This window comes from Methylomonas methanica (assembly GCF_001644035.1).
Classification (GTDB): domain Bacteria; phylum Pseudomonadota; class Gammaproteobacteria; order Methylococcales; family Methylomonadaceae; genus Methylomonas; species Methylomonas methanica_A.
In genome coordinates this window covers 17,146-39,861 of record NZ_LUUG01000062.1, presented here as the reverse complement: position 1 = coordinate 39,861, position 22,716 = coordinate 17,146, and the positions used below count along the sequence as shown (strand labels likewise).

The following is a 22,716-nucleotide window of genomic DNA, read 5'->3' as shown; positions in this document are numbered from 1 at the left end:
TGCTGAGAATGTGACAAAAGCTACGCGCATAAAAAAACCATAAGCTCTTGTGTTTAAAGCCTATGGTTATTCTCTGTACTGCGACAGCTGTAAATGGTGGCGATACCGGGGATCGAACCTGGAACCTCGGGGTTATGAATCCCGCGCTCTAACCGGATTGAGCTATATCGCCACTGGGAACAGCTTTGAAAAGACGCGCATTATAGGACGCGTCTTTACTATTGTCAAACGTTGAAACGAAAGTGCATCACGTCACCATCCTGGACTTTGTACTCCTTGCCTTCCAACCGCCATTTACCGGCGTCTTTGGCTCCTTGTTCGCCGTTGTAAGCTATAAAATCCGCATAAGACACAACTTCGGCGCGGATGAACCCCTTTTCGAAATCGGAATGAATTACTCCCGCAGCTTGCGGAGCGGTGGCGTTGACTGGAATGGTCCAAGCTCTGACTTCTTTGACGCCGGCCGTAAAATAAGTCGAGAGATTCAACAGCTCATAGCCGGCACGCACGACTCTATTCAAGCCTGGCTCTTCCAGACCCAAGTCTTCGAGAAATTCTTTCTTTTCGTCTTCATCGAGTTGCACGATTTCCGCTTCTATGGCCGCGCAGACAGCGACGACCTTGGAGCCTTCCTTTTCGGCAAACGCTTTGACTTTGTCCAGCATCGGATTGTTCTCAAAACCGTCGTCTTGCACATTGGCAACATACAGAGTGGGCTTGATCGTGATCAGGCACAATTCCTTGATAAGCTTGGCTTCATCTTCGGTTAAACCTAAAGTACGCACGGCTTCACCGGCATTGAGGTGTTCCAGCACCCGTTCCAGAACTTCCTTTCTCGCCAGTTCGTCCTTATTACCCGACTTTGACGCTTTTGCGGCTTTTTGCAACGCTCTTTCGACAGAAGACATGTCGGCGAGAGCCAATTCGGTATTGATGACTTCGATATCGTTGATCGGATCGACTTTGCCGGCAACGTGAATCACATTGTCGTCATCGAAACAGCGCACGACATGCACGACGGCATCCGTTTCGCGGATATTACCCAGAAACTGATTGCCCAAGCCCTCTCCTTTCGAAGCACCAGCCACTAAACCGGCGATGTCGACGAACTCAATAGTGGTCGGTAATACGCGCTCGGGATTGACGATTGCCGCCAGTTTATCCATGCGCGGATCCGGAACTGGCACCACACCCACGTTTGGGTCTATCGTGCAAAAAGGATAGTTTTCAGCCGCAATGGTGGCTTTGGTCAGCGCGTTGAATAGAGTTGATTTACCGACGTTGGGCAGCCCAACGATTCCGCAGTGTAGTGCCATGAATTTTATACAGAAGGATTAATTTAACAGGAACCGGATAAACCGGCAGAGTGCGGGCGCGATTATACAGAGTATTTAGGGATACGACCGCGCCGACACAAGGAGAAACGCATCGCTTGCGAACGATGCGCTATCGGTTGCTTATTTGACTTGCAAAACACCGCCTTGACCACTGCCCGCACCGCCTTGTACTTCTTGTGCCTTATAATTTCTGAGCGATTGGACCATATTGTTATAAGCATCAAAGAAGGCTGCTGCAGTGGCTATACCTTCCGGTGTTCTGCTGTACATGCCGATACTACCGCCTGCCGCGCCGGCAAAAAGCCCACCCCAACCGCCAAACGCGCCGCCGCCCGATGTACTCATATTATTGGCGGTGGCACTGCCTTGGGAAATAGCTATCTGTACGGTTGAACGAATATCGGTCAGTGTCAGAGCCACATCGGTAGTTCTAGTTTCCACGGCATGCGAAACCGCTCCGGCAATGGCGCCCAGACCGCCTAAACCGGCAGCACCTAAGCCGGCACCGATTAATCCGGCCCCGATGGAGCCTCCTTGTCCGCCTGTCGATTCGTTAGCGACGATAATCTGCGGGTCAAGTAAATAGTCGGCGGCAACACGTTGGCCTTTATGTTGTTTTGAACCTGACCGATATTCTCCGGAGTTTCTTTGTTGGTCGGTTATTCTATCCAACATGGCGCTGGTACTCATATTGCCGATACCAGTGATAATAAAACAGTTGGATTGCTGTACCGCTAACCGGATTAACGGATCAACTGTGGTTACACCGGATGCTCCAGAAAAACGACCATCGCTAACCGCTAAGGTACCCAACGGGCTAGCGCAACGTTCCAACGACTTATTGGCATTGACGCTGGTCGCTCCGCCGGCAGAGCCGGAGACTAAATTTGAACTACCACCTGTCTGCAAACCAGGCTGTTGCGCGCAGCCGGCAAAAGCAAAAACAGAGACTAGTATTGATAAATCTCGAATTGATTTAACGCTCATCCAAAAAACTCCAAAAAATTGCCATTCAGTTAATAACGCCTAGCAAACTAAAAAATTCGAGCGATAATAGACCAAAACTTATAAAAAGAAAAAGGAAATACTCATGCTTTTAAAAAAGCCTTTTTTGCCAACGATGTTTGTATTATTCGTAGCGTTTGGCCTGGTAGCGTGTACACATCAAGAAAAACAAGTTAAGTCAGACACCATTAGAATTTGCGACGAGAATGGGTGTGCGGATCGCCCTAAAGACTATGCCTCTTTTCAGCCGGAACCGGCGATGTCCGCTGAAGACGCTGCAAAAATCAAAGCGCTTGAAGAGCTGGCCGCAAACGACCCCCGTGCCGCTTATGATTTGGCTCTGCGTTTCTTTAGAGCTGACGGTGTTCGCCAAGATACCTATAAGTCGATCAAATGGATGCGTGAATCCGCCGAGAAAGGCAACTTCGATGCTCAGAAAGCTTTGGGTAGGGTTTATCTGACGGGTCTTGGTGAAATGGGATCCGATCCGGGCGAGGCTGAAAAATGGTTATCCATCACGGCCAGTAAAGGCGACAAGGAAGCCAATACCTTGCTTAAAGAGGCTGTAAAAGCCCGCCAATCGGAGCAAGCAGATTATCAGTGGCGGAGGCGATGGCAACAGATTTTTTACAACAGCTGGCATACCGGCTATCGCTACAATTGGTACTGGGGAACCGGGCGCTGGTATTTGTATTAATCTAAACAGACCAAGATACGTCATTACATAAAATCAAGTACGGGACTGACAACAATTCCAGGTTTTATACTTAGTGGGAAATTCAGATATTTAACGCTAATCTGATCGGGCTTCACCGAATACTATCGTCTTATCTCGGCCGCTGGCTTTAGCTTGATACAAGGCGGCGTCGGCGTAATTAATCATTTGGTCGATGTCAGGCGTTTGTTCGGATTGAATTAAATCGCTATTTAAGCAATATAAGCCAATACTCAGGGTCAATTTAACCACCTCTTTATTGACAGACCATTCCAGGTTTTTAATTTCCTGCCGAATACGTTCCGCAAATGTTTTACCGCTATCACAGCGGGTGTTGGTAAAAATCGCTACAAACTCTTCGCCACCAAAACGCACCAAAATATCGGTATTGCGCACTTGCCGTTTTAACGCATTAGCGACACCGGTTAGTACTTGATCACCGAACAAATGCCCAAAGCGATCATTAATCACTTTGAAATGATCGATGTCCATAACCAGCAGACAAAAACTAGTTTTGTAGCGCTTATGATGAGCGATAACAACTTCGACTTGGTCGTAAAAAAATCGCCGATTATGCAGGCCCGTCAACTGGTCATGCATGGACATACTGGCAAAATGATCTTTCAGCTGGTTGGTTTCCGCGACCAAGCTCTCCAGCTCGGCAGTCCTGGACGCAATTTGCTGTTCCATTTGCTGAACCAGGCGGCGAGTGGTGATGAGCTGACCAAGAATGTTTTTATAGACTTCCAATAAACGGATATGCCAATCGCTGAAATAATGTGCTTGCGGATGCGATACGTTTAAAACGCCAATCAGGGTGCGATTGAAGGTAAATACCGGTACGCTGATAATTGAGCCGGGTGATTGATTGAAGTTTCCAGTTTTTTCAAATCGCTTATCTTCATGGCAATTTTGACAATGCTGCAAAACACCGGTGGCGGCTGCTGCGCCAATCAAGCCTTCCCCGACTTTAAAGCGCAAAGGCCTATCAATATTTGGTTCAGCATTGCCAAGCTCGCGCACGCTAATGCCGGCAACATTGCTTAACAAACCTTCACTGTCCACGATGAAAAAAGAGCAGCGTTCCATATCTTGATATTGGATAAGGCTTGCCAAAGCTTGCCTGATAAGGGCTTTTTCGTCATCGACTTGATAGTCGATTTCGGATAATTGTTTGACTGCGGACAGCGCATTGACGAGGTCGATCAGCAAATCCTGCATGCCGAAGCCCGCTAGTTTGGCATCTTGACTGTCTGCGCTGTGCTGATTCATCAATTCCCCATGATGGCTGCAAGTTTTTGCATGGCAGGCTGATTTTCTGCCAGTTGTTCGGCTAGCTCACGTATATTTTCCAAGGGTAACTCAATTTTCCGACATTCCGGCTCAATCTCTTGCAGATTAATAGGCTCGCCGGCAATCACGATTGCGCTTAGCCGCTCACAAATCCTCAATAAAATCAATAAGGGCAGCTCTGTACCCTCAAAATCCTTATTTTCATAATTTTGTAATAGAAGCTGATACAAAGCCGGCAAATGCCATTTATGCAATAAAAAATGACCTATTTGATAATGGCTCTGCCTCATTTGTCGAGAAATTCCCTCGCTCACCGACAAGCGAGTCTTTTTGCTCTCGACAAAGATGTCATGCAGCTCTTCGGGTTGCAAATAGCCGAGCACCAGTATGCCGATATTCAGCAACAACCCGCCTGAATAAATAGTCGATGGCGTAAACTCGCGCAATTGCGGGACTTCAGCTGCCAATTTTTGCGCGGATACCGCTGTTGTTAATGAGCGTATCCAAAAATACTCGGCGTCGAATCCTTGGCATTTACGCGTATCAAATTGGACATTAAAAATAATTGCCATTGCCAAGGCTTTAACTAAATCCAGGCCCAGGACCTGAAAAATGGCAGTACGAATGTCGGAGACATTTCTGCCTCGGGCAAAATAGGCCGAATTCGCTAATCCAAGCAATCTGGCGACTAAACTAGGTGATAACGATAAGGCATCCGCCAGTTTTTCTATGGGTATGTCCGGCGTGTTAATAGCATCCAGAATTCGCAAACTCGCCTCGGGCAAAACCGGCAAGTTTTTCAGCGAACTCATTTGCAGTTCAATTGTTTGCTTTACATCGGCATTCATCAACCATGACCATGACCTGAAATAATTAAACAAACCGAGAGTTTGCGGTAATCGTTGTTACTCATTGCATCTTTTGGAATTATCATCGATTGACGCCTCCCTTTATCATGCACCCAATGCAGCGCGATTAGTAATCCGGTTACCACAGTTGACGCTTGAATCTCGATAGACTGGTAATGATCGCCATTTCCAAGCAGCGACCATCCATGCTTAGGAGTATAGCGCAGATAAGCGATGCCAATTTCGCCGGATGCCATATTGCTTCGCCAGCTTAATAATACTGCCATCGTTAGCAAGCCTTTGTAAGGTATCGGTAGCGCGTTTAACCAACATGCCACCAGCGTCACCGCGTGGATGGCGCTAACGATGAATATCAGCATCCCTGATCGCCCCACTGTAAAATTCATGCTCTGTTCAAGATTTTTCGACACAATCGCCGCACCTTTTTCGCGCTAAGGTAAACTACCCTGCTAAATTATGTTCATGTATTCCTACAAACCTTGCCGCCATGCTTGAAGACCGGACAGATAACACTAACGCTTTTAGCGAACCCAGTGCATTTGCTTTACCCAGAAAAGTATTCGCATCCACCGGCCTGAGCCTCATAGAAGTTTACGGTCAGGATGCCGCAAAACTCTTACAAGGCCAGTTAACATGCAATATTAACGATTTATCGGCATCGCAAGCCAGTATAGCCGGATTCTGTAACGCCAAAGGCCGTGTCATCAGTACGCTGTTGGTGGTTAAATCGCTAGCGTCTTTTTACCTGATACTGCCTGCGGACTTGCTCGACACCGTGTTAAAAAAATTGCGGATGTACGTGTTGCGAGCCGATGCAAAATTGCATGATCAAACCGGAAACCTGCATATCCTGGGCATATCGGGTCTTTCGCCTGAATTTGACGTTCCAACAGACAATTTTGCAATCGGGCAAATACCGTTAACGACCATTAAGTTACCAGGGGCACCGCGTCACCTGATGCTGGGTACGTCTGATCAGATTAATGAATTTACCGGATTACTACGCAGCCGACACGATTTCGAATCCGGCAGCCTGGACGAGTGGCGCTATCAGGACATCTCCACTGCCCTGCCTTGGTTCGATATTAGCCAATCGGAACAACATATTCCGCAGATGTTGGGTATTGACCAGCTTGGCGGCATCAGTTTTAGTAAAGGCTGTTATACAGGCCAGGAAATCGTGGCCCGCAGTCACTATTTGGGCAAAGTCAAACGCGCGCTGTTTATTGCCGAATGCCAACAATCACCGAACGGTATCATTAACGGCTGTAAGGTGTTGAACGGCAGTTCTCAGCAAAATATGGGGTGCGTACTGACTCACGCTGTCTGGACCGGAATAAACCGTGCGCTGCTCGTCCTGCAAATAGTTGATGGACTGCCAAAACACCTTATACTTGATGACGACTATCGTACGCCTATCGCGATAATTTCGGATCAATAGCGGAAATTTAATCCATGCAATTCAAATCTGTTCAAGACTTTTTAGTCCATGTGCAAGCGGAACTGGACGCCAACCGATTAATCCTGCCTACCTTGCCGGATGTAGCCATCAAAGTCCGCGATGCTGTCAGTAAAGGCGATGCCACTGCGCAAAGTTTGGCCGAGATCATCGCGACCGACGCCGCCATTTCCGCCCGTTTGATACAAGTTGCCAACAGCCCGTTGTATCGCGGCACCATGGAAATCAAAAATATTCAAATGGCCGTAACCCGGCTCGGCAATAACACCATTCGCACACTGATCACCAGTTTGATCATGCAGCAAATGTTTACCCCTACCACGGCGTTGCTGGAAGGCTATTTCCGCAGCACCTGGGAGCAAGGCGTCAATGTCTCCGCGATCAGCCGCGCGTTGGCTGCATTCGTGCCGCATTTAAACGCCGATGAAGCCATGCTGGCCGGCCTGATCCATCAAATCGGTAAATTGCCGATACTCACACTGGTCGAGAAAATTCCGGAGTTTAGAGACAGCCCATCCCGATTAGACAAGCTGCTGGAAAAAGCCCACCCGCATGTCGGTAAGTTGATCATGAATACCTGGAATTTCCCGGAAGAACTTAAACTGGTGCCTTCCGAGTATGTGGATTTTCAGCGCGACTCAGGCTCTAAAGCCGATTATGTCGATTTAGTGCAAGTCGCGTTTCTGCAAAGCATCGCCGGCACCGATCACCCTGCCTGCCGCGTCGATTGGAACACCGTACCTGCCTTCGTTAAGTTGGGTATCCAACCCGATACCGAAATTTTGGAAATTGAAGGAGTCTCGGAAGAGATCGAACTCGCCCACTCAATGTTCCTTTGAGACAAAAAAACCATATGATAGACGCCCAAGACGCCGCCCGTTTTCGCCGCTTAGGTACGCTTACCATCTTTGCCGTGTATTTTGTGATTCTGGTCGGCGGCATTGTCCGGGCCTCAGGAGCCGGTATGGGTTGTCCGGACTGGCCGACCTGCTTCGGGCAATGGGTTCCCCCCACTCACGAATCACAACTGCCACCCAACTACCACGAAATTTATGCTGCGCGCGGTTATGAAAGCACCGCCTTCAACCCTGTAAAAACCTGGACCGAATACACTAATCGCCTGGTCGGCGTGACTATCGGTTTTCTGATTTTTCTCACCGCCTGGACATCGCGGGTTTATCTGAAAGCCGACAAAGCGATTTTTTATTTAGCGTTATCGGTCTTTCTGCTGGTCGGGTTTCAGGGTTGGCTGGGTTCAGCCGTGGTAGCAAGCAACCTGAAGCCATTAATGATAACGCTGCACATGCTGCTGGCCCTGTTTATCGTTGCGCTACTCATCTACGCCATTGCCAGATCGCAAAAACCACTCCTGGAAGCCATCGACAGCCATTGGCTGACACCGCGCTTTGCTTTGGTGTTAAAAATTGCCATGGCCATGACCTTGTTGCAAGTGGCAATGGGCACCCAAGTCAGGGAAGCAGTGGATTACATCGCCCATGAGCACAGCTACATCGACAGGCAATATTGGCGTGATAGTTTTCCGATCATTTTTTATATTCACCGGTCTTTTTCATCGATCATTTTGTTTACCAACCTCTGGCTGGCCTGGAAAATTTATCAGCAAGCCGACAAACGTAGCCTGCTGTTGCGCACCGCTTATGTGTTAATGGGATTGATCGTTACCGCCATTTTGGCAGGCGTCAGCCTCGACAGACTGGGTTTTCCCGCCGTCGCTCAACCGGTACATCTGTTAATGGCTAATCTGATTTTTGGCGCGCAATTTTTCATCTTTATTTGCTTAAATTACTCTTCCCGGAAAGCAAGCTAGACAAGCCAGGATTTTACGGTAATTATCAATAAGTTAAGCAATATCGAGCCAAGTTGCGATACAATGCCGGGCATAGCTAGCCCATGGCCGGCAACTCTCTTTTTTTCTACAGGTATTATTAATGTCCGACACCCCCTCCTCCGCCACGCCTTCCTTTAAAGATTTATCGCTTTCAGACCCCATATTAAAAGCGCTGGAAAGTGTCGGTTACGAAACGCCTTCTCCGATTCAAGCACAGATTATTCCGTTCGTGATGGCTGGTCGCGATGTGTTGGGCCAAGCGCAAACCGGTACCGGCAAAACCGCCGCATTCGCCTTACCGATTTTGTCACGTATCAATCTTAATCAAAAAGACCCGCAAGCTTTGGTGCTAGCCCCAACCCGCGAGTTAGCGATACAGGTTGCCGAGGCGTTTCAAAGTTATGCCGCGCATATTAAAGGCTTTCACGTATTACCAATCTACGGCGGCCAGGATTACACCAGCCAGTTGCGCCAGTTGAGTCGCGGCGCCCATGTCGTGGTCGGCACACCCGGCCGGGTTATGGACCATATGCGTCGCGGCACACTTAAGCTGGACCAACTCACCACACTGGTACTGGACGAAGCCGATGAAATGTTGCGGATGGGTTTTATCGACGATGTGGAATGGATTCTGGAACAGACCCCATCCACACGTCAAACCGCGCTGTTCTCGGCCACCATGCCGACCGAGATTCGCAAAATTGCGCAGAAATACCTGAACAATCCCGAACAAGTTACGATCAAGGTCAAAACAGCCACCGCCGCCAATATTCGCCAACGCTACTGGTTTGTCAGCGGTGTGCACAAAATGGACGCCCTGACCCGGATTTTGGAAGCGGAAAACTTCGACGGCATGATTATTTTCGTCAGAACCAAAACCGCTACCATCGAAGTAGCCGAAAAATTGGAAGCGCGCGGTTTTTCCGCCTCGGCCATCAACGGCGACATGTCGCAAGCCCTGCGCGAGCGCGCCATCGATAATCTGAAAAGCGGCAAACTGGATATTCTGATCGCCACTGACGTCGCCGCTCGCGGCCTGGACGTCGATCGTATCACCCATGTCGTCAACTACGACATCCCTTACGACACCGAATCATATATCCATCGTATCGGCCGTACCGGTCGCGCCGGCCGCACCGGCGACGCGATTTTGTTTGTTTCACCGCGCGAAAAACGCCTGCTGGCCAATATCGAGCAAGCCACTAAACAAAAAGTCGAAGAAATGCAATTGCCTTCCACCGACTTTATTAACAACGCGCGCATCAACCGTTTCAAACAGCGGATTACCGACACCCTGGCCGGCGAGGAACTCAGCTTTTACAACCAATTGATCAACCAATATCAGGTTGAGCATAACGTACCGGCATTGGACGTTGCGGCGGCCCTGGCCAAATTGTTACAAGGCGATACGCCTTTGTTAATGAAAGAGCCCAGCAAGAAACCACGTAAAGACGCGGAAGAAAAAGGCCGTTCCGACCGCAATGATCGTGGTGAACGAGGCCCGAGACGGGAAAAAGGCCGCGCCGGCGCGGTGGAAATGGAAACCTTCCGTATCGAAGTGGGCCATAGCGACGGCGTAAAACCCGGCAATATCGTCGGCGCCATCGCCAACGAAACCGGTATAGACGGCGACCACATCGCCCGCATCAAAATCGAGGAGCACTACAGCACCGTAGAGTTGCCTGCCGGCATGCCCAAAGACTTGTTCCAGGCTCTGAAAAAAGTCCGGGTAGTTGGCAAACCCTTGGATATTTCCAAATTCGACCCTGATTTGGTAAAAAAAGACAAAAGCAAAAAACGGGTCGGTTCACCGTCAAGACGCGGCAAAAACAAAGACCAAGCGGAATAAATAAGGTCGCGGTTCGATTGCCACCGCGCCAGATCGGTAACTAACAAAGGCCTAGGTGTTTTTCACTTAGGCCTTTTTTATTGCCGTAGCTAAATCGTAGCAGCCGGACTCCACTGACAAATCTGCTTTGAAAATTTGTCATTATTCAACACGAAGCACAACAACTCTCCAGCGGGAGAGGCAGGGTGAGGGGAATCAAAATAAGGCACTTGCGAGTTTAATTCTCCTCACCCCAGCCCTCTCAATCACGAGAGGGGGCAAGCTTTCAGCGACTTGCCGGGTTTTGCGATTTGCAGAATAGTTACGAAAATATTTCTCTCTATAGAGGCCACCCCAATGGCGTTACGTTAAGCCGTTCGTGCTGACCTTGTCGAACTATAAACGGCTTAACCGCCCATCCCCGTCGACAAACTCAGGGCGAACGGTGAAACCTTCACTTAACGGCATTGCCACAGGGATTTCCTGCCTGGATGGCGCCGCTTCGCCGACCCGGTGGCTTCCTCCTGTTGAATGCAGGCCGATGACAATAAAACAAAATATTCCTACATAAATACTCAGTAGATAATTCATAAATTCCGTGATCTACTACGCAAAAATACTCGACATTATGCTTCTGTTGTCATTTGTAATTTGACGAATAGAAAGGTCTTAAATTTTATAGGAGGCATAGTAAACAAAGTTGAATATGGCTGTACAAAAGGAACAAAGAGTTGCAGGACAAAATTAGTATGTGATAGGGAATTAAATTAATATTTATTGAATAGGTAAATAATATGTATAAGAAATTATTTGGCATAATGGTATTGTTTCTGGCAACAGGCAGTGCATCGGCGAGTAACTATAGGTTTCAAATTGATATTTCAAATCCTGGGGCGCCTATAGTTAGCTTTCAATGCTCGGGCAATGAAGCGGGGTGTAAGGATCCATTTAGCCCTCCGAACAATCCTCCGGATTATCAGACTGCAGCTTTCGGAAACGGTAGTATCCAGGGTGACTACCACGTTAACCCAATGGTGAACCTTCCCAACGGTGATCCGAGGCTTAATCCGCTTTTTACTATTAATGAACGGGCTAACGGTGAACTCTTGAATTTGACAACGAACCTATTTTACTTTAGTACCCCTGCGGAATATTATTTCGGTAGTATTCAAAATGCCTATTTACTGGATATCACTTCGAGTACTGACACTGGTAGCACTTTTATACTTAAAACAGGGGCTCCAGGTTCAACAGCGAATCAGAAAAGTTATGGTGACGAGATAGATTTACTCGGCAATTTTAGACCTTCATCCGCTGCGGTTGAAGGCTGGGGTAACATAACGGGGGTTCCAGGTGAGTCCGTAGGGGGCGTATACCTTCAAGTGATTCCTGAGCCAGAGATATTGTTGTTGCTAATTGTGGGGTCATTTTCGCTGCTCGCGTTTAGTGGCAAAAAAGTTCACCTCTTCAAGAGTCAATGTGCAAATATGGCTTGACCCCACGAAGAGATGGTGAATTTAGTTTTGTTGTTCAGAGAAATGATTTCAGTCAGTTGTTGGTTGCCGTAGCTAATATATGTCGGCGATAACTAAAAATAGATTTATTGGTACTGTTTTTATTGCGGCCGACATTGCCAGACGTTAGTTTGATAAAAATTCTAAATGTAAATTTGATATTTATAACTAGTGGGTTGCGTCTTACTACCAAAGGCCTAGGTTGAAAAACCTAGGCCTTTTTTATTGCCTTGCGGCTCGCCATACCAAAATTGTGTTCGATACAAGTTGATCGAATTGAACTGGATTTCCATGGCTGTAATTACCGGCTCGGGTCGTAAAGTAGTCCTATAACTTTTGGCGCGAGTAATTTCAAGCCACAATTAAATTCAGCAACACCGCTTCACGCCATTCCATTTACGCTGTGTTTCAGCCGCAAAAAACGCTTTTCGACTTAACGGCGGAAGCTGTTCCGCGTGATGCTCGTGCCAGTGTCGTAGATAGCGTTCATAAGCGGCATCGCCGTTGAGGTGGCGCCAGAATGATCGCAAACTCAGAATGAACGCGCTCATTACACAGTCCAATTAATCTTTACGCTGCGGAACCAACTTGACGCATTCGAACATCAGATCGTCAAATTCGTCTTCGCTGTGTTTGTTCGGGTTATATTGCAAGCCGCATTCGCGGTCTTCGCGGATATGTTTGATGTTGCCGTGTATCGACATGGCCACCCGCGATTCCGGCAGGATGATGGAAATCCGCAATTCGGCCTCGTCCACCGCTTGCCCCAGGGGTTCTTTCAAACGAATTTTAATACCGCTGTAACTCATATCCACGACCTGGCCGTCGATGATGATTTCACCGCCGGGCGGTGGCGGTTCGATGATGATGTGTGCCACGAGTCCTTCCGGATTAAAACGTATTCTGGTACGGTTTTCATTCTCCACTGTAATGCTCCATATTTTGGTCCTGAGAGTATAGGCAGAAACGCCGACACGGCAAAATTTATCTGACATCAATACTCTGCCGATTCGGCACGGGTGCCCGCCAATAGCGTTGCCGTTTCGCTCGTTCCGCTGTCGGCTGAATCCCTTCAAGTCCACTACGCACTGAAATAGCGCCCTGCTCGGCCGTATTCAACCAAGCGATACCAAGTTGGCGATAGCGTTCGATAATCTGCCGGTGCGGAAAACCAAAGCGGTTTTGATATCCGGCAGGGACCAAAATAAGCGTGGGATTAACTTTTTCAAGCAAAGCACGACTTGAAGATGTTTTACTGCCATGATGCGGTGCCAATAATACATCGCTGGCAAGTTCGTCACCGTACTCGCGCACCAGCCAGGTTTCGGCCGCTTGTTCGATGTCGCCGGTCAGCAAAAATCGCTGCCGTGCGCTACTTATTTGTACTACGCAGGAGTTATCGTTATCGCCGACAAAGCCGCTTTCCGGCGGCGACAGTACCTTAAAAGTTACCTCGTCCCAGCGCCAGATTTGTCCGTTCCGGCAATACTCCCCGTGTTCGCGTGCGGCCCATTCCGAAACGCTGCTGATGACTTTGTCTACCGGCAATTCGGCAAATATCGACTCCGCGCCGCCGCTATGATCGTTGTCGCCATGACTAATCACCAAGCTATCGACCTTAGCGATACCCTGCTCGCGTAAAAACGGCAAAATCACTGAATCGCCCATATCGGAATATTCCGAATAACGCGCACCGGTATCGAATACCAGAGTATGTTCCGCCGTTTGTACCACGGCCGCTAAACCTTGGCCCACGTCCAGCACAGTCAGCCAGGCTTCACCGGGTTTCGGTTTTTCCACCTGCACGATTATCAGTGGTAAAAATAGTAACGGACTTAAATACCGGCATGGAAAGCCGCTTGGCGCTAACAGCAGGAGCACACCGAAGGCCGCCAATCCAACCGCATACCACGGCGGCGGGAGGCAATAGATGCTGGCTAAGGGCAATTCGGACATGTGCGAGAGCAACCACCACAACCCTTGCAGTATATAGTCCAGGAGTTGTAGCAACAGAGCACCCAGCGCGGGCCAGATGAACAGTAACAACACCGCCAGCAATGCCGGCGGTACGATCAATATGCCGATAACCGGCACGGCCAACCAATTAGCGACAGGCGATATCAACGATACCTGCTGAAAAAACACGATCAATAAGGGCGATAAGCCCACCGCCGTAGCCAATTGCGCACCACCGGCTTCTCGCCAGTACGAGGGTCTCCCCAATCGGCCCGCCGACACGTAAATCAATAGCGCCACTGCCACGAATGACAACCAAAAGCCGACCGATAACACGGCCAATGGATCGAACAGTAATACGGCCAGCAACGCCAATAACAAAATTCGCATCGGCCCGGTGTTACGTTGCCAGGCGATTGCCGCTAGCGCCACGCTGAGCATAATCACCGCACGCAGAGTTGGCACCGAGTATCCCGCCAAACCGGCGTAAAACACCGCAGCCAGCCAGGCGCATAAAGCCGCCGCGCGTTGCGGCGAGATTCTGAGCACCCCAGTCCAGGCCCAAAACCTTCTCGTCCAAAGATAAATCAGGCCGGCGATCAAACTAATATGCGAACCGGAAATCACGATTAAATGCACAACACCCGTGATTCTGAACACTTGCCATTGCTCTTGGGTAATCGCGTTTTGGCTGCCGATAGTCAGTGCTTTTATGATGCCCAACTGCGCGCTGCCGGGCAAAGCAGCGTCCAGTCGGTCAGCAATCGCTTGCCGACATTGGGCAAAATATTGACCGATACTTGGCGAAATACTCACAATTTGCGGCACAGGTTTGTCGCGCACATAACCCGTTGCACCAATATGGTTGGCAAATAACCAGGCTTCGAAATCAAAGCCGCCGGGATTGAGGCGGCCGTGCGGTTTGCGCAGTTTTACCTGGAACTCCCAGCTCTGCCCGGCAGCCAAGTTAAATTGCGGGTAATACCAGCTCAGACGAATTTTATCCGGAAAATCGCCGGACGGCGCCGTGACGATAAAATCGAAATTGGTTCGCTGCTCTTGTTGTTGCGGCAGATTGGCAATATATCCTTGTACCTTGATTTCCCTGTTTTGATAAGCGTCAGGCAATTGCTGGGACAGCCGCCAGCTGCCATATAAACTCGCCCAAAACACGCCGACAACAAACGCGAAAACTCGCCAGTTACGTAAATAAACCAAGAGCAAACAGCAAATGCTCATACCGAACAATTCGAACGTACTGGGTAAGCGACTGAATTGTTGTACGGTAACAATCCCTGCCAGAAACATTAAACTGGTCACATTCATTGTGTCTCCGACCCAACTTTATCCTTTACTAAACATCCCATCTTATCTACCAGATAAACTACGCCGCCAGGCGTAATTAACGCAGTCTAGTCGAATTTTTAAACTTATCCCCGGATCAACAGGTGTCACAAGCTGGTTGTTATCGAATTAATCCTGCAAAATAGCCGGTTGCCGTGCCTGGCGAATTTTCTTTTTTAACTTATAGCGCCTAAGACTGCTTCGCAGGCGGACTGTCGCTAAAACGCCAATTGTTAACCAAATGCCAGAGACCCATTACCCGCTGATTGTCCGCCCGCGCTTTATCCTCAATGCCCGCAAATGGTGGCGCTTGTGCCATGTTTATCTGGCGCTGAGTCTGGGGTTGATATTTGCGCTGATAGGCTTGACCGGCAGTTTGAGTATTTACCGGGAAGAATTGGATAGCTTGTTCAACCCGCAATTACGCGTCGATGCCCCCCAAACCCCTGCTTTGTCTCCTGACAAGATCGTCGCTGCGGTGCGCGTGGCCCATCCGGATCGGCACGGTGCCTGGACCTTGGAGATGCCGCGTACGCCGGACGGCATGATCACCGCGTGGTTTGAAAAGCCTAAGGAAAGCGTGGACGCTTTTTATGCGCCGTTGATGGTTTCCGTCAACCCTTACACCGGCCAGGTTGTCGACAGCCGGCTATGGGGACATACGCTAACTACCTGGTTATTGGATCTGCACACCCAATTGCAATTGGACGGCTTTGGCCGGAATGCGCTAGCGGTTTTGGGCGGTTTATTGATGTTGTCGGTATTTAGTGGCTTGTACTTGTGGTGGCCAGGCTGGCGAGCGTTGCCCCGCGCCTTTTCGGTAAGTCCAAACACTGGCTTGATGCGGCTATTGTTTGATTCGCACCGGCTACTGGGAGTAGCCAGTTCGGGATTTTTAATCTTGCTAGCCTTTACCGGTTTTCATCTGGCTTACCCTACTCTGCTGGAAAACCTGACCGCCGCGTCCGGCATGGGACATGGTGACGCCGGCCCCAATGTGCGCAGCACAGCAATACCCAATGATCGGCCGACCAGTCTGTCGGAAGCAATCTTAGTGGCGCGCGGGCCGTTTCCCAGCTCGGAAGTCCGGCGTATTACCACACCGGTCGGCGAGCTGGGTACGTATCGGATCAATTTGCGCCAACTTAACGAGATCAATCAACACCATCCGTTCACTACGGTCTGGGTGGACCGCTGGAGCGGGCAGATTCGCGATGTGCAAAACCCCAGCAAATTCTCGGCCGGACAAACGTTTACTACCTGGCTTTGGCCGCTCCATACCGGAGAAGCCTTTGGCGAAAGCGGTCGCTTGCTGTGGTTTTTTGTGGGATTGACGCCGGCCCTCCTCTTTTTGAGTGGCTTAATTCATTGGTTGTACCGGCATGGATTTGTCGCGGATCGAAAAGTAGACCTGAAACGGGCAACAGCAGCGGCAATAGCTGCTTGCATAACGGCGTCAGAATGCGCGGCCAGGGCTATATTTAAGGTGGCGATACCTGCTGTAAACAGCGTTTTGCAAAAGATGTATGGTCGAATCAGACGGATAAAACGACTAAAGTAGTTATGTGAGGCGTGTTTCTGAGACGATTAACGAAATAGCACTTTTGCTAGTTCCTGGGTTTTTAAATATTGGGTTTGCAGGTCGGCAAATATCTCGGTCTGACAAGCCGGGCTGATGGCCAGTTTCTCGAAGGCCGCAACCGGCCATGTGTCTTTATTGTCGAAAACACTACCCACCATTTGCGCCGCAGCGCCGACCAAAGCCGCGTGTCGCCAATAGCTGCCTTCATACACCGGATTACGATGGTAACGAATAATCGCCACCAACGCTTCGGGTATGCCCCAGGAAATAGTCAGATGCGCGCCTACTTCGCAATAATCGGTATGCAGCACTTTGCGTAAGGCCTGATTCAAATCCAATTCGGGATTGGCTAGTTTAAAACGCAGGGCTTGGTGGGTTTCCTCGGGCATGATGTCGGCCATGCACAGCAAGCCGATGTTGTGCAGTATGCCGCCGGTGTGCACGGTTTGCGCCAATTGCTCGTTACCCCGCTCTGCCACAAGCTCGTCTGCTAGCGCACGAGCAGCGTGCGCGACCAGCATGGTACTAATCCAATAGCGTTTAATATCGAAACTTCGGCACTCCCTGACATTAAACGGCTTCATCACTGCCAGACCGATACCGACGCCCCGGACAATATTCAAACCCAGTTTTAAACAGGTTCTTTCCAGCGACGTCACCGGCTCGCTGGAGTTGTTAAACCAGGCCGAATTGGCCAAGGCAATCAGTCGGGATGTGATCGTTGCGTGCCCCGCCAGAATCTTCGCTAACCGGGCATAATCCAGATTATCGTCGGACAAGGCTTTGACGACTTGATGAACATCATGCGGCAAAGAAGGTAGCCGCTTAATGTCCGCGAACCGTTCCGGCAATTCAAGATCAGTCATAATCGTTTACTTGTCTGTCGTTAGCGGCTTGTTTTGCCTGAATAAATTCCAGCCGGAAATCTTTGTCAAACATTGCCGGCAATTCTGCTGCGGTCAAAGGTTGGCTAAACAAATAGCCTTGAACCACCTGACAACCCAAACCGCTCATCACCATGGCCTGCTCTATCGTCTCGACGCCTTCCGCCACCAGCGAGAAATCCATCGCGTTGGCCATGCCGATAATCGTACCGAGCAGAATTGGGGTTTGCGGGTTGAACAACACATCCTGAACAAAGGTGCGGTCGATTTTCAAACAATCCACCGGCAACTGCTTCAGCGAAGCCAGCGACGAAAAGCCGGTACCGAAATCGTCTATCGCGATTTTCACCCCCATCGCCTTCAGTTTTTTAAAAATCTCCAAGTCCGCCGCGGTTTGCATGGCACTTTCCGTGACTTCGATTTGCAAATAGTGAGCCGGCAATTGTGTATGTTTGAGAATTTCCCGCAAGGTGAACGGAAATTGCGGATCGCGGAAATGACTGGCCGACACGTTGACAGCCGTGGTGAGTAGCGGCAGCCCTTGTTTTTGCCAGGCGATTAATTGCTCGCAGGCCAGTTGAATAGCCCAGTCGCTAATTTTACCGATCAAACCCAAGGCCTCGGCCAAAGGAATAAACTCGCTGGGCCCCAGCAATCCGCGCAACGGATGGCGCCAGCGCACCAAAGCTTCGATACCTATCATCCGCCCGTCCAACATACTTACCTGCGGCTGGTAATACAGTTCAAGCTGTTGATATTCCAGCGCATCCCGTAAGGTTTGCTCGTCTTGCATCCGCTTAATCGCTAACCCCGTCATCTCCGGCCGATAGTAAGCGTAGCGCTGTTTGCCTGCGCTTTTGGCTGAGTACATGGCGGTATCGGCGGCTTTCATTAGATCGTGTTCGTTCTCGCCATCCTTTGGATAAATAGCAATACCGATACTGACGCGGGGTTTTAAATGGTGCGTGTCGAGAATTAAAGGCCGGTTGATTTCCTGCAAACAACGTTCGGCAATTTCCATGGCCTGAAATTCGTCGGTAATGCTGCTGGCGATAATACAAAATTCGTCGCCGCCCAATCGGGCGGCAAAATCCTCTTCGCGAACCACGCTTTGAATGCGTTGCGCTATGGCTTTCAGGAACTGGTCGCCGATGTTGTGCCCGAAGCTGTCGTTGACATACTTGAACTCGTCCAGGTCCAGGAATAAAAACGCAAACTCAAGTTTGCCGCGCGCCGAGGCCTTGATGGTTTGCTGAATCCGTTTGTGATAATGAACGCGGCTGGCCAGACCGGTCAACTCATCGAAATACGCCAACTGGTGGATGATTTGTTCCGATTGCTTTTGCTTGGAAATATCCTGAACCGTACCGGTGACGAAACTCAGCTGGCCGCTGCTGATCAAGGCGGTATCCTGACGGACGCTGATTGGGGTTTCCAGATCCGGCCGCAACCTGTACTCGACATACTCTACTTGTTCGCCCTGGGCAGCCGCTTCGATCAAGGTCTGCACTATCTTGCGGTCCGCCGCCTCTATCAAATTCAGATAGTTGCTCAGTTCGCCCCGGAAATAGTCGGCAGGCATTTGGCACATTTCCGCTAAAAATGGCGAAATCTCGAATTTATCCTGCTTCGGATCCCAGGTCCAATAGCCCAAGCCCGCGATGCGTTGCGCGGCGGAAAGTTGCTGCTTACTATTGCGTAGTTCAGCGGTGTCGTGGCTGGAACGCAGCAGAAAACGGATGTGATGGATTAACACCACATGATTAAGCGGTTTGATAATAAAGTCGGTAGCGCCTACCTTAAATGCCCGATTTATCGATTCAATGTCTTCCAGACCGGTAGACATAATGATGGGCACGTCGGTCATGGCAGGATTGGCCGACATGCGCCGGCAGGTTTCAAAACCGTCGATACCGGGCATAATCGCATCGACTATGACCAGATCGGGAATTGCCGCTGCCAACAGCTCCAGTGCCGCTTCTCCGCTCTCCGCCTCCACGACGTCGAAGCCCGAGGCTTTTAACTGCTCGCCGGTAATCAATCTGAAATTCGGATCGTCGTCTATCAGTAAAATTCGCTTGGCTTCCAGCGACAGGTCGGCTATTCGATTGTCGGTGCTGGCCTGCCCTATATCGGGCAGCGCTGTGTTGGCAATAGCGCGCAACTCCGCTAAAGCCGCCGCCAATTGCGTCTCGAATACCGCCAGCAGCGCCGGAACTTCCTCGAGATCGGCTTGGCGACCGGCGGTTTCCAGCATTAGGCAGGTTTTAGATAGCTCCTTGGCCCCCAGATTGGCGCTGGACGACTTTAGGGCATGAGCCATATCGGCTAACAAATCCGCTTGCCCATCGGCAGCGGCTTGCCTAAGTTTTTCCGCTGTTTCCGGAGCGGTTTGCAGATAGAGCGCTACGGCTTTGTTTAATAAACTTACCCCATTGGCATCGTAAATATCCCTAAGCTGAGCTAGATCGGCCTGGCAAATCGGGCCGGGGGTGGTGTCGCCCGGAGATACCGTATCCGGATGTGGGAGCGGAGCTGGGTTTACTGCCGTATCCGCTAAGTTTGGCAGCCAATTTACCAAAAGTTGGCGCAGCTGTTCCTTGCTGAACGGTTTGCTCAAATAGCCATCCATGCCGACCATTTCACATTGGTCGTGTATGCCTTTTTGCACATCGGCGGTTAAGGCGATAATTGGAATTCTGGTCGAGGCCGTGGCTTGCTCATGCTCGCGAATTTTGGCGGTTGCCGAAAAACCGTCCATAACCGGCATATGACAATCCATCAATATCAAGTCGTAACGACGCCGACAAGCGGCTTGCAGCGCTTCCTGTCCGTTATTCACCACATCCGCAACGCACCCCATGCTTTCCAGAAAGCTTTTCACCACTTCCTGATTTACCAAGTTATCTTCCGCCACCAAAATGCGCCCTGATAGCCTGATTTGTTCGGCAGTGATGGCGGAAGAAGCCCCTTGTTCCACGGGTGCGAACGTGGCGATTTCCAGCAAACAATTCAGCAGACGTTGTTGGAAAACCGGCTTGTTCAAATAAAAGCTGATACCGTATTCGTGGGTTAGACCGGTTTTAATGCTGACATTTTCTGAGCTGAGCATGATCAAAGGCAGTTTGGGAATACGCTGGTCGCGTTGAATGGCCTTAGCCAGGGTCAAGCCGTCCATAACCGGCAAATGCCAATCCAGCAGCGCTACTTGAAACGGATTATTTAAAGTAGCCGCCTCGACCAATATTTTCAGCGCCCTGGGGCCGCTATCGACAGTCGTGACATGGGCGCCCCACAGCGAAACCTGATCGTGGAGTATGTCGCGGTTTATCGCATTGTCATCCACTACCAGGATGTGCAGACCTTCCAAAGCACTGGTATCGGCACGTTCGATGTTGGTCTGGATGCCTAAACCAAATTCCAAGTCAAAGTAAAACCGGGAGCCTCGACCGATATTACTTTCCAGCCCCAGGCTGCCGCCCATTAATTCGACTAATTGCTTGGAAATGGTCAAACCTAAACCGGTACCGCCATAGCGCCGGGTGATGCTGCCGTCGGACTGCGTAAAGCTATCGAAGATTTCCGCCTGACGCTCAGCGGCAACACCTATGCCGGTGTCGATTACTTCGAATAATAAGCTGACTTTATCTCGGGCCGAATTTTCCGGAAAGCTCACCTTAAGCTGCACATCGCCTTGTTCGGTAAATTTGATGGCATTGCTCAGCAGGTTAACCAGCACTTGCCTTAATCTTTCCGCATCCCCTTGCACAATGAAGTGCATTTGGTGCGGAAGATTCAGTATCAATTCCAGGCCTTTACGGTGGGCTTGTTCCGCCATCATTTCCACGGTGTCTTCCAGTAAGCGGCGCAGATCGAATTCCTGAACGATCAACTGTAATTTGCCGGCTTCGATTTTGGAAAAATCGAGAATATTATTGATGATGCTCAATAGCGAATTAGCGGAACGATAGGCGGTATCGGCAAAGCGGCGTTGCCTGTCGTCCAAACCGGACGACATTAATAACTCGGTCATGCCCAACACGCCGTTCATTGGCGTTCTTATCTCGTGGCTCATGGTTGCCAAAAATTGCGACTTGGCTTTACTGGCTTGTTCGGCTTGCTCTTTAGCGGATAGTGCTTCGGCGATGCTGATACTCAGTTCTTGATTTTTTTCTTCCAATTGCTGGGTACGTTCGACAACCTGCTGCTCAAGAGAATTGCGGTGCATGGCCAGCTGATCGTCTCGAAACTGGATTTCGGCAAGCATGGCATTGTACACATCGGCTAGATCGCCGAATTCATCGTTGCTGGTCTTGTTAATTCGATGCGAAAAACTCTTCTCATGCCCCACCGATTGCATCGCGTCCATCAGTTTAAGTAAGGGCGCCAAAAATATTTGCTGCAATTTGGTGGTCAAAATACCGATTAAGATCATGGTAAACACCACGATCAAACCCATAGTCGAATAAAAAGCTTTTAATATGGCGTAGAAACCGCTTTGGTCATCCACCAAATGCAATACACCCACCACATCGCCATCCAGTTCTATCGAACGGACAAAATGCAGATTGTTTTCCTCATCGTATTTGAATACGTTTTTTTCTCCGGCTTTACCGACGATATTATTGGTATAAGGAAACAGGCGGTCATACCAGCTAGCTAAAACTTCGCCTAAAACATCAAATATGCCTTCAGAGCTAGGAATAGATTGCGCATCGCTTAAAAGCGCGGAAGCTTTTTCCGCATCCCAATGACTAACACCGAGTTTTTGCGAGTGATAGTCGGCAAATAACTTGCCTTGTTTATCGTATAACTCGGCATTTAATATACTATCCCGGGTTTTCAGGCTATTCAGCATAGTATTAGCCGACACTGTATCGTCAAAAACCAGTGCCGCCGAGATATTCGAGGCAATAATATTGGCGATCAATATCAATTGCTGCTCGGTATCGTTCTTTTTAGCATAATATTCATTCACAACAATCGCAGTGCTTGCCGAAAATAGCGTCAACATGGCAATCAAAGTCATAATAAATACTAACTTGATCTTGATAGGCGCATTATTAAACCATTTAAACATG

At 49.6% G+C, this 22,716-nt stretch carries 17 protein-coding genes and 1 tRNA gene; 7 read left to right on the top strand and 11 right to left on the bottom strand.

Going from position 1 to position 22,716, the window contains the following annotated elements; translation table 11 throughout:
• Positions 1–94 precede the first annotated feature (94 nt).
• The 3 genes from A1332_RS09610 to A1332_RS09600 form a co-directional block, all read right to left on the bottom strand.
• Positions 95–172, bottom strand: a tRNA-Met gene (locus A1332_RS09610).
• 52 nt (positions 173–224) lie between these two features.
• Positions 225–1,316, bottom strand: a complete 1,092-nt coding sequence (gene ychF / locus A1332_RS09605) for a redox-regulated ATPase YchF (RefSeq protein WP_036278667.1) — start codon at positions 1,314–1,316, stop codon at positions 225–227.
• Positions 1,317–1,457: 141 nt separating this feature from the next.
• Complete coding sequence (locus tag A1332_RS09600; protein WP_064008275.1) at positions 1,458–2,324, bottom strand: hypothetical protein; 867 nt, start codon at positions 2,322–2,324, stop codon at positions 1,458–1,460.
• A gap of 103 nt (positions 2,325–2,427) precedes the next feature.
• On the opposite strand from A1332_RS09600, the gene A1332_RS09595 reads away from it, so the two are divergent.
• Positions 2,428–3,039: a tetratricopeptide repeat protein gene (locus tag A1332_RS09595; RefSeq protein WP_064008274.1), complete on the top strand. Its 612-nt coding sequence runs from the start codon at positions 2,428–2,430 to the stop codon at positions 3,037–3,039.
• 96 nt (positions 3,040–3,135) lie between these two features.
• On the opposite strand, the gene A1332_RS09590 is transcribed toward A1332_RS09595, so the two are convergent.
• From A1332_RS09590 to A1332_RS09580, 3 genes are read right to left on the bottom strand one after another with little or no spacing between them, the layout of a single operon-like run.
• Positions 3,136–4,329 (bottom strand): sensor domain-containing diguanylate cyclase, encoded by a 1,194-nt coding sequence (locus A1332_RS09590; protein WP_064008273.1) that lies wholly within the window; start codon positions 4,327–4,329, stop codon positions 3,136–3,138.
• The gene (locus tag A1332_RS09585) at positions 4,329–5,198 is read right to left on the bottom strand and encodes an HDOD domain-containing protein (RefSeq protein WP_064008272.1); all 870 of its coding nucleotides are present in this window, start codon (positions 5,196–5,198) and stop codon (positions 4,329–4,331) included. Before A1332_RS09585 ends, A1332_RS09590 begins: the two co-directional genes overlap by 1 nt.
• Positions 5,198–5,629, bottom strand: coding sequence for a protein YgfX (locus A1332_RS09580; protein ID WP_157203984.1), 432 nt, complete (start codon positions 5,627–5,629; stop codon positions 5,198–5,200). The genes A1332_RS09585 and A1332_RS09580 overlap by 1 nt, the downstream gene beginning before the upstream one ends.
• A gap of 77 nt (positions 5,630–5,706) precedes the next feature.
• Between A1332_RS09580 and A1332_RS09575 the strand changes: the two genes are divergently transcribed.
• The 5 genes from A1332_RS09575 (at position 5,707) to A1332_RS09555 (ending at position 11,851) form a co-directional block, all read left to right on the top strand.
• The gene (locus tag A1332_RS09575; protein ID WP_064008270.1) at positions 5,707–6,660 is read left to right on the top strand and encodes a YgfZ/GcvT domain-containing protein; all 954 of its coding nucleotides are present in this window, start codon (positions 5,707–5,709) and stop codon (positions 6,658–6,660) included.
• Positions 6,661–6,674: 14 nt separating this feature from the next.
• Positions 6,675–7,517, top strand: coding sequence for an HDOD domain-containing protein (locus tag A1332_RS09570; RefSeq protein ID WP_020481918.1), 843 nt, complete (start codon positions 6,675–6,677; stop codon positions 7,515–7,517).
• Between the two features lie 14 nt (positions 7,518–7,531).
• A complete protein-coding gene (locus A1332_RS09565; protein WP_064008269.1) occupies positions 7,532–8,506 on the top strand; it encodes a COX15/CtaA family protein in 975 nt (324 codons plus the stop codon).
• A 121-nt stretch (positions 8,507–8,627) separates the two neighbouring features.
• The gene (locus A1332_RS09560) at positions 8,628–10,376 is read left to right on the top strand and encodes a DEAD/DEAH box helicase (RefSeq protein WP_064008268.1); all 1,749 of its coding nucleotides are present in this window, start codon (positions 8,628–8,630) and stop codon (positions 10,374–10,376) included.
• 773 nt (positions 10,377–11,149) lie between these two features.
• The gene (locus A1332_RS09555) at positions 11,150–11,851 is read left to right on the top strand and encodes a hypothetical protein (protein ID WP_064008267.1); all 702 of its coding nucleotides are present in this window, start codon (positions 11,150–11,152) and stop codon (positions 11,849–11,851) included.
• A 386-nt stretch (positions 11,852–12,237) separates the two neighbouring features.
• Here A1332_RS09555 and A1332_RS24745 read toward each other — a convergent pair whose 3' ends face one another.
• The 3 genes from A1332_RS24745 to A1332_RS09545 form a co-directional block, all read right to left on the bottom strand.
• The gene (locus A1332_RS24745) at positions 12,238–12,420 is read right to left on the bottom strand and encodes a YbdD/YjiX family protein (RefSeq protein ID WP_081733713.1); all 183 of its coding nucleotides are present in this window, start codon (positions 12,418–12,420) and stop codon (positions 12,238–12,240) included.
• Between the two features lie 12 nt (positions 12,421–12,432).
• Positions 12,433–12,747, bottom strand: a complete 315-nt coding sequence (locus tag A1332_RS09550) for a PilZ domain-containing protein (RefSeq protein ID WP_228375618.1) — start codon at positions 12,745–12,747, stop codon at positions 12,433–12,435.
• 106 nt (positions 12,748–12,853) lie between these two features.
• Positions 12,854–15,151 carry a DNA internalization-related competence protein ComEC/Rec2 gene (locus A1332_RS09545; protein WP_064008266.1) on the bottom strand — a complete coding sequence of 766 codons (2,298 nt, stop codon included), beginning with the start codon at positions 15,149–15,151 and terminating at the stop codon, positions 12,854–12,856.
• A 259-nt stretch (positions 15,152–15,410) separates the two neighbouring features.
• Between A1332_RS09545 and A1332_RS09540 the strand changes: the two genes are divergently transcribed.
• A complete protein-coding gene (locus A1332_RS09540; protein ID WP_064008265.1) occupies positions 15,411–16,730 on the top strand; it encodes a PepSY-associated TM helix domain-containing protein in 1,320 nt (439 codons plus the stop codon).
• 26 nt (positions 16,731–16,756) lie between these two features.
• Here the strand turns inward: A1332_RS09540 and A1332_RS09535 are convergent, their stop codons facing one another.
• Positions 16,757–17,617, bottom strand: coding sequence for an HDOD domain-containing protein (locus A1332_RS09535; RefSeq protein WP_082879625.1), 861 nt, complete (start codon positions 17,615–17,617; stop codon positions 16,757–16,759).
• Complete coding sequence (locus A1332_RS09530) at positions 17,610–22,715, bottom strand: response regulator (RefSeq protein ID WP_064008264.1); 5,106 nt, start codon at positions 22,713–22,715, stop codon at positions 17,610–17,612. Before A1332_RS09530 ends, A1332_RS09535 begins: the two co-directional genes overlap by 8 nt.
• Between the last annotated feature and the right edge of the window lies 1 nt (position 22,716).

Excerpts from the sequence above, each read along its gene's own strand:
- ychF (WP_036278667.1), bottom strand. The coding sequence starts at position 1,316 with ATGGCACTACACTGCGGAATCGTTGGGCTGCCCAACGTCGGTAAATCA.
- A1332_RS09600 (WP_064008275.1), bottom strand. The coding sequence starts at position 2,324 with ATGAGCGTTAAATCAATTCGAGATTTATCAATACTAGTCTCTGTTTTT.
- A1332_RS09595 (WP_064008274.1), top strand. The coding sequence starts at position 2,428 with ATGCTTTTAAAAAAGCCTTTTTTGCCAACGATGTTTGTATTATTCGTA.
- A1332_RS09590 (WP_064008273.1), bottom strand. The coding sequence starts at position 4,329 with ATGAATCAGCACAGCGCAGACAGTCAAGATGCCAAACTAGCGGGCTTC.
- A1332_RS09585 (WP_064008272.1), bottom strand. The coding sequence starts at position 5,198 with ATGAATGCCGATGTAAAGCAAACAATTGAACTGCAAATGAGTTCGCTG.
- A1332_RS09575 (WP_064008270.1), top strand. The coding sequence starts at position 5,707 with ATGCTTGAAGACCGGACAGATAACACTAACGCTTTTAGCGAACCCAGT.
- A1332_RS09570 (WP_020481918.1), top strand. The coding sequence starts at position 6,675 with ATGCAATTCAAATCTGTTCAAGACTTTTTAGTCCATGTGCAAGCGGAA.
- A1332_RS09565 (WP_064008269.1), top strand. The coding sequence starts at position 7,532 with ATGATAGACGCCCAAGACGCCGCCCGTTTTCGCCGCTTAGGTACGCTT.
- A1332_RS09560 (WP_064008268.1), top strand. The coding sequence starts at position 8,628 with ATGTCCGACACCCCCTCCTCCGCCACGCCTTCCTTTAAAGATTTATCG.
- A1332_RS09555 (WP_064008267.1), top strand. The coding sequence starts at position 11,150 with ATGTATAAGAAATTATTTGGCATAATGGTATTGTTTCTGGCAACAGGC.
- A1332_RS24745 (WP_081733713.1), bottom strand. The coding sequence starts at position 12,420 with ATGAGCGCGTTCATTCTGAGTTTGCGATCATTCTGGCGCCACCTCAAC.
- A1332_RS09545 (WP_064008266.1), bottom strand. The coding sequence starts at position 15,151 with ATGAATGTGACCAGTTTAATGTTTCTGGCAGGGATTGTTACCGTACAA.
- A1332_RS09540 (WP_064008265.1), top strand. The coding sequence starts at position 15,411 with ATGCCAGAGACCCATTACCCGCTGATTGTCCGCCCGCGCTTTATCCTC.
- A1332_RS09535 (WP_082879625.1), bottom strand. The coding sequence starts at position 17,617 with ATGACTGATCTTGAATTGCCGGAACGGTTCGCGGACATTAAGCGGCTA.
- A1332_RS09530 (WP_064008264.1), bottom strand. The coding sequence starts at position 22,715 with ATGTTTAAATGGTTTAATAATGCGCCTATCAAGATCAAGTTAGTATTT.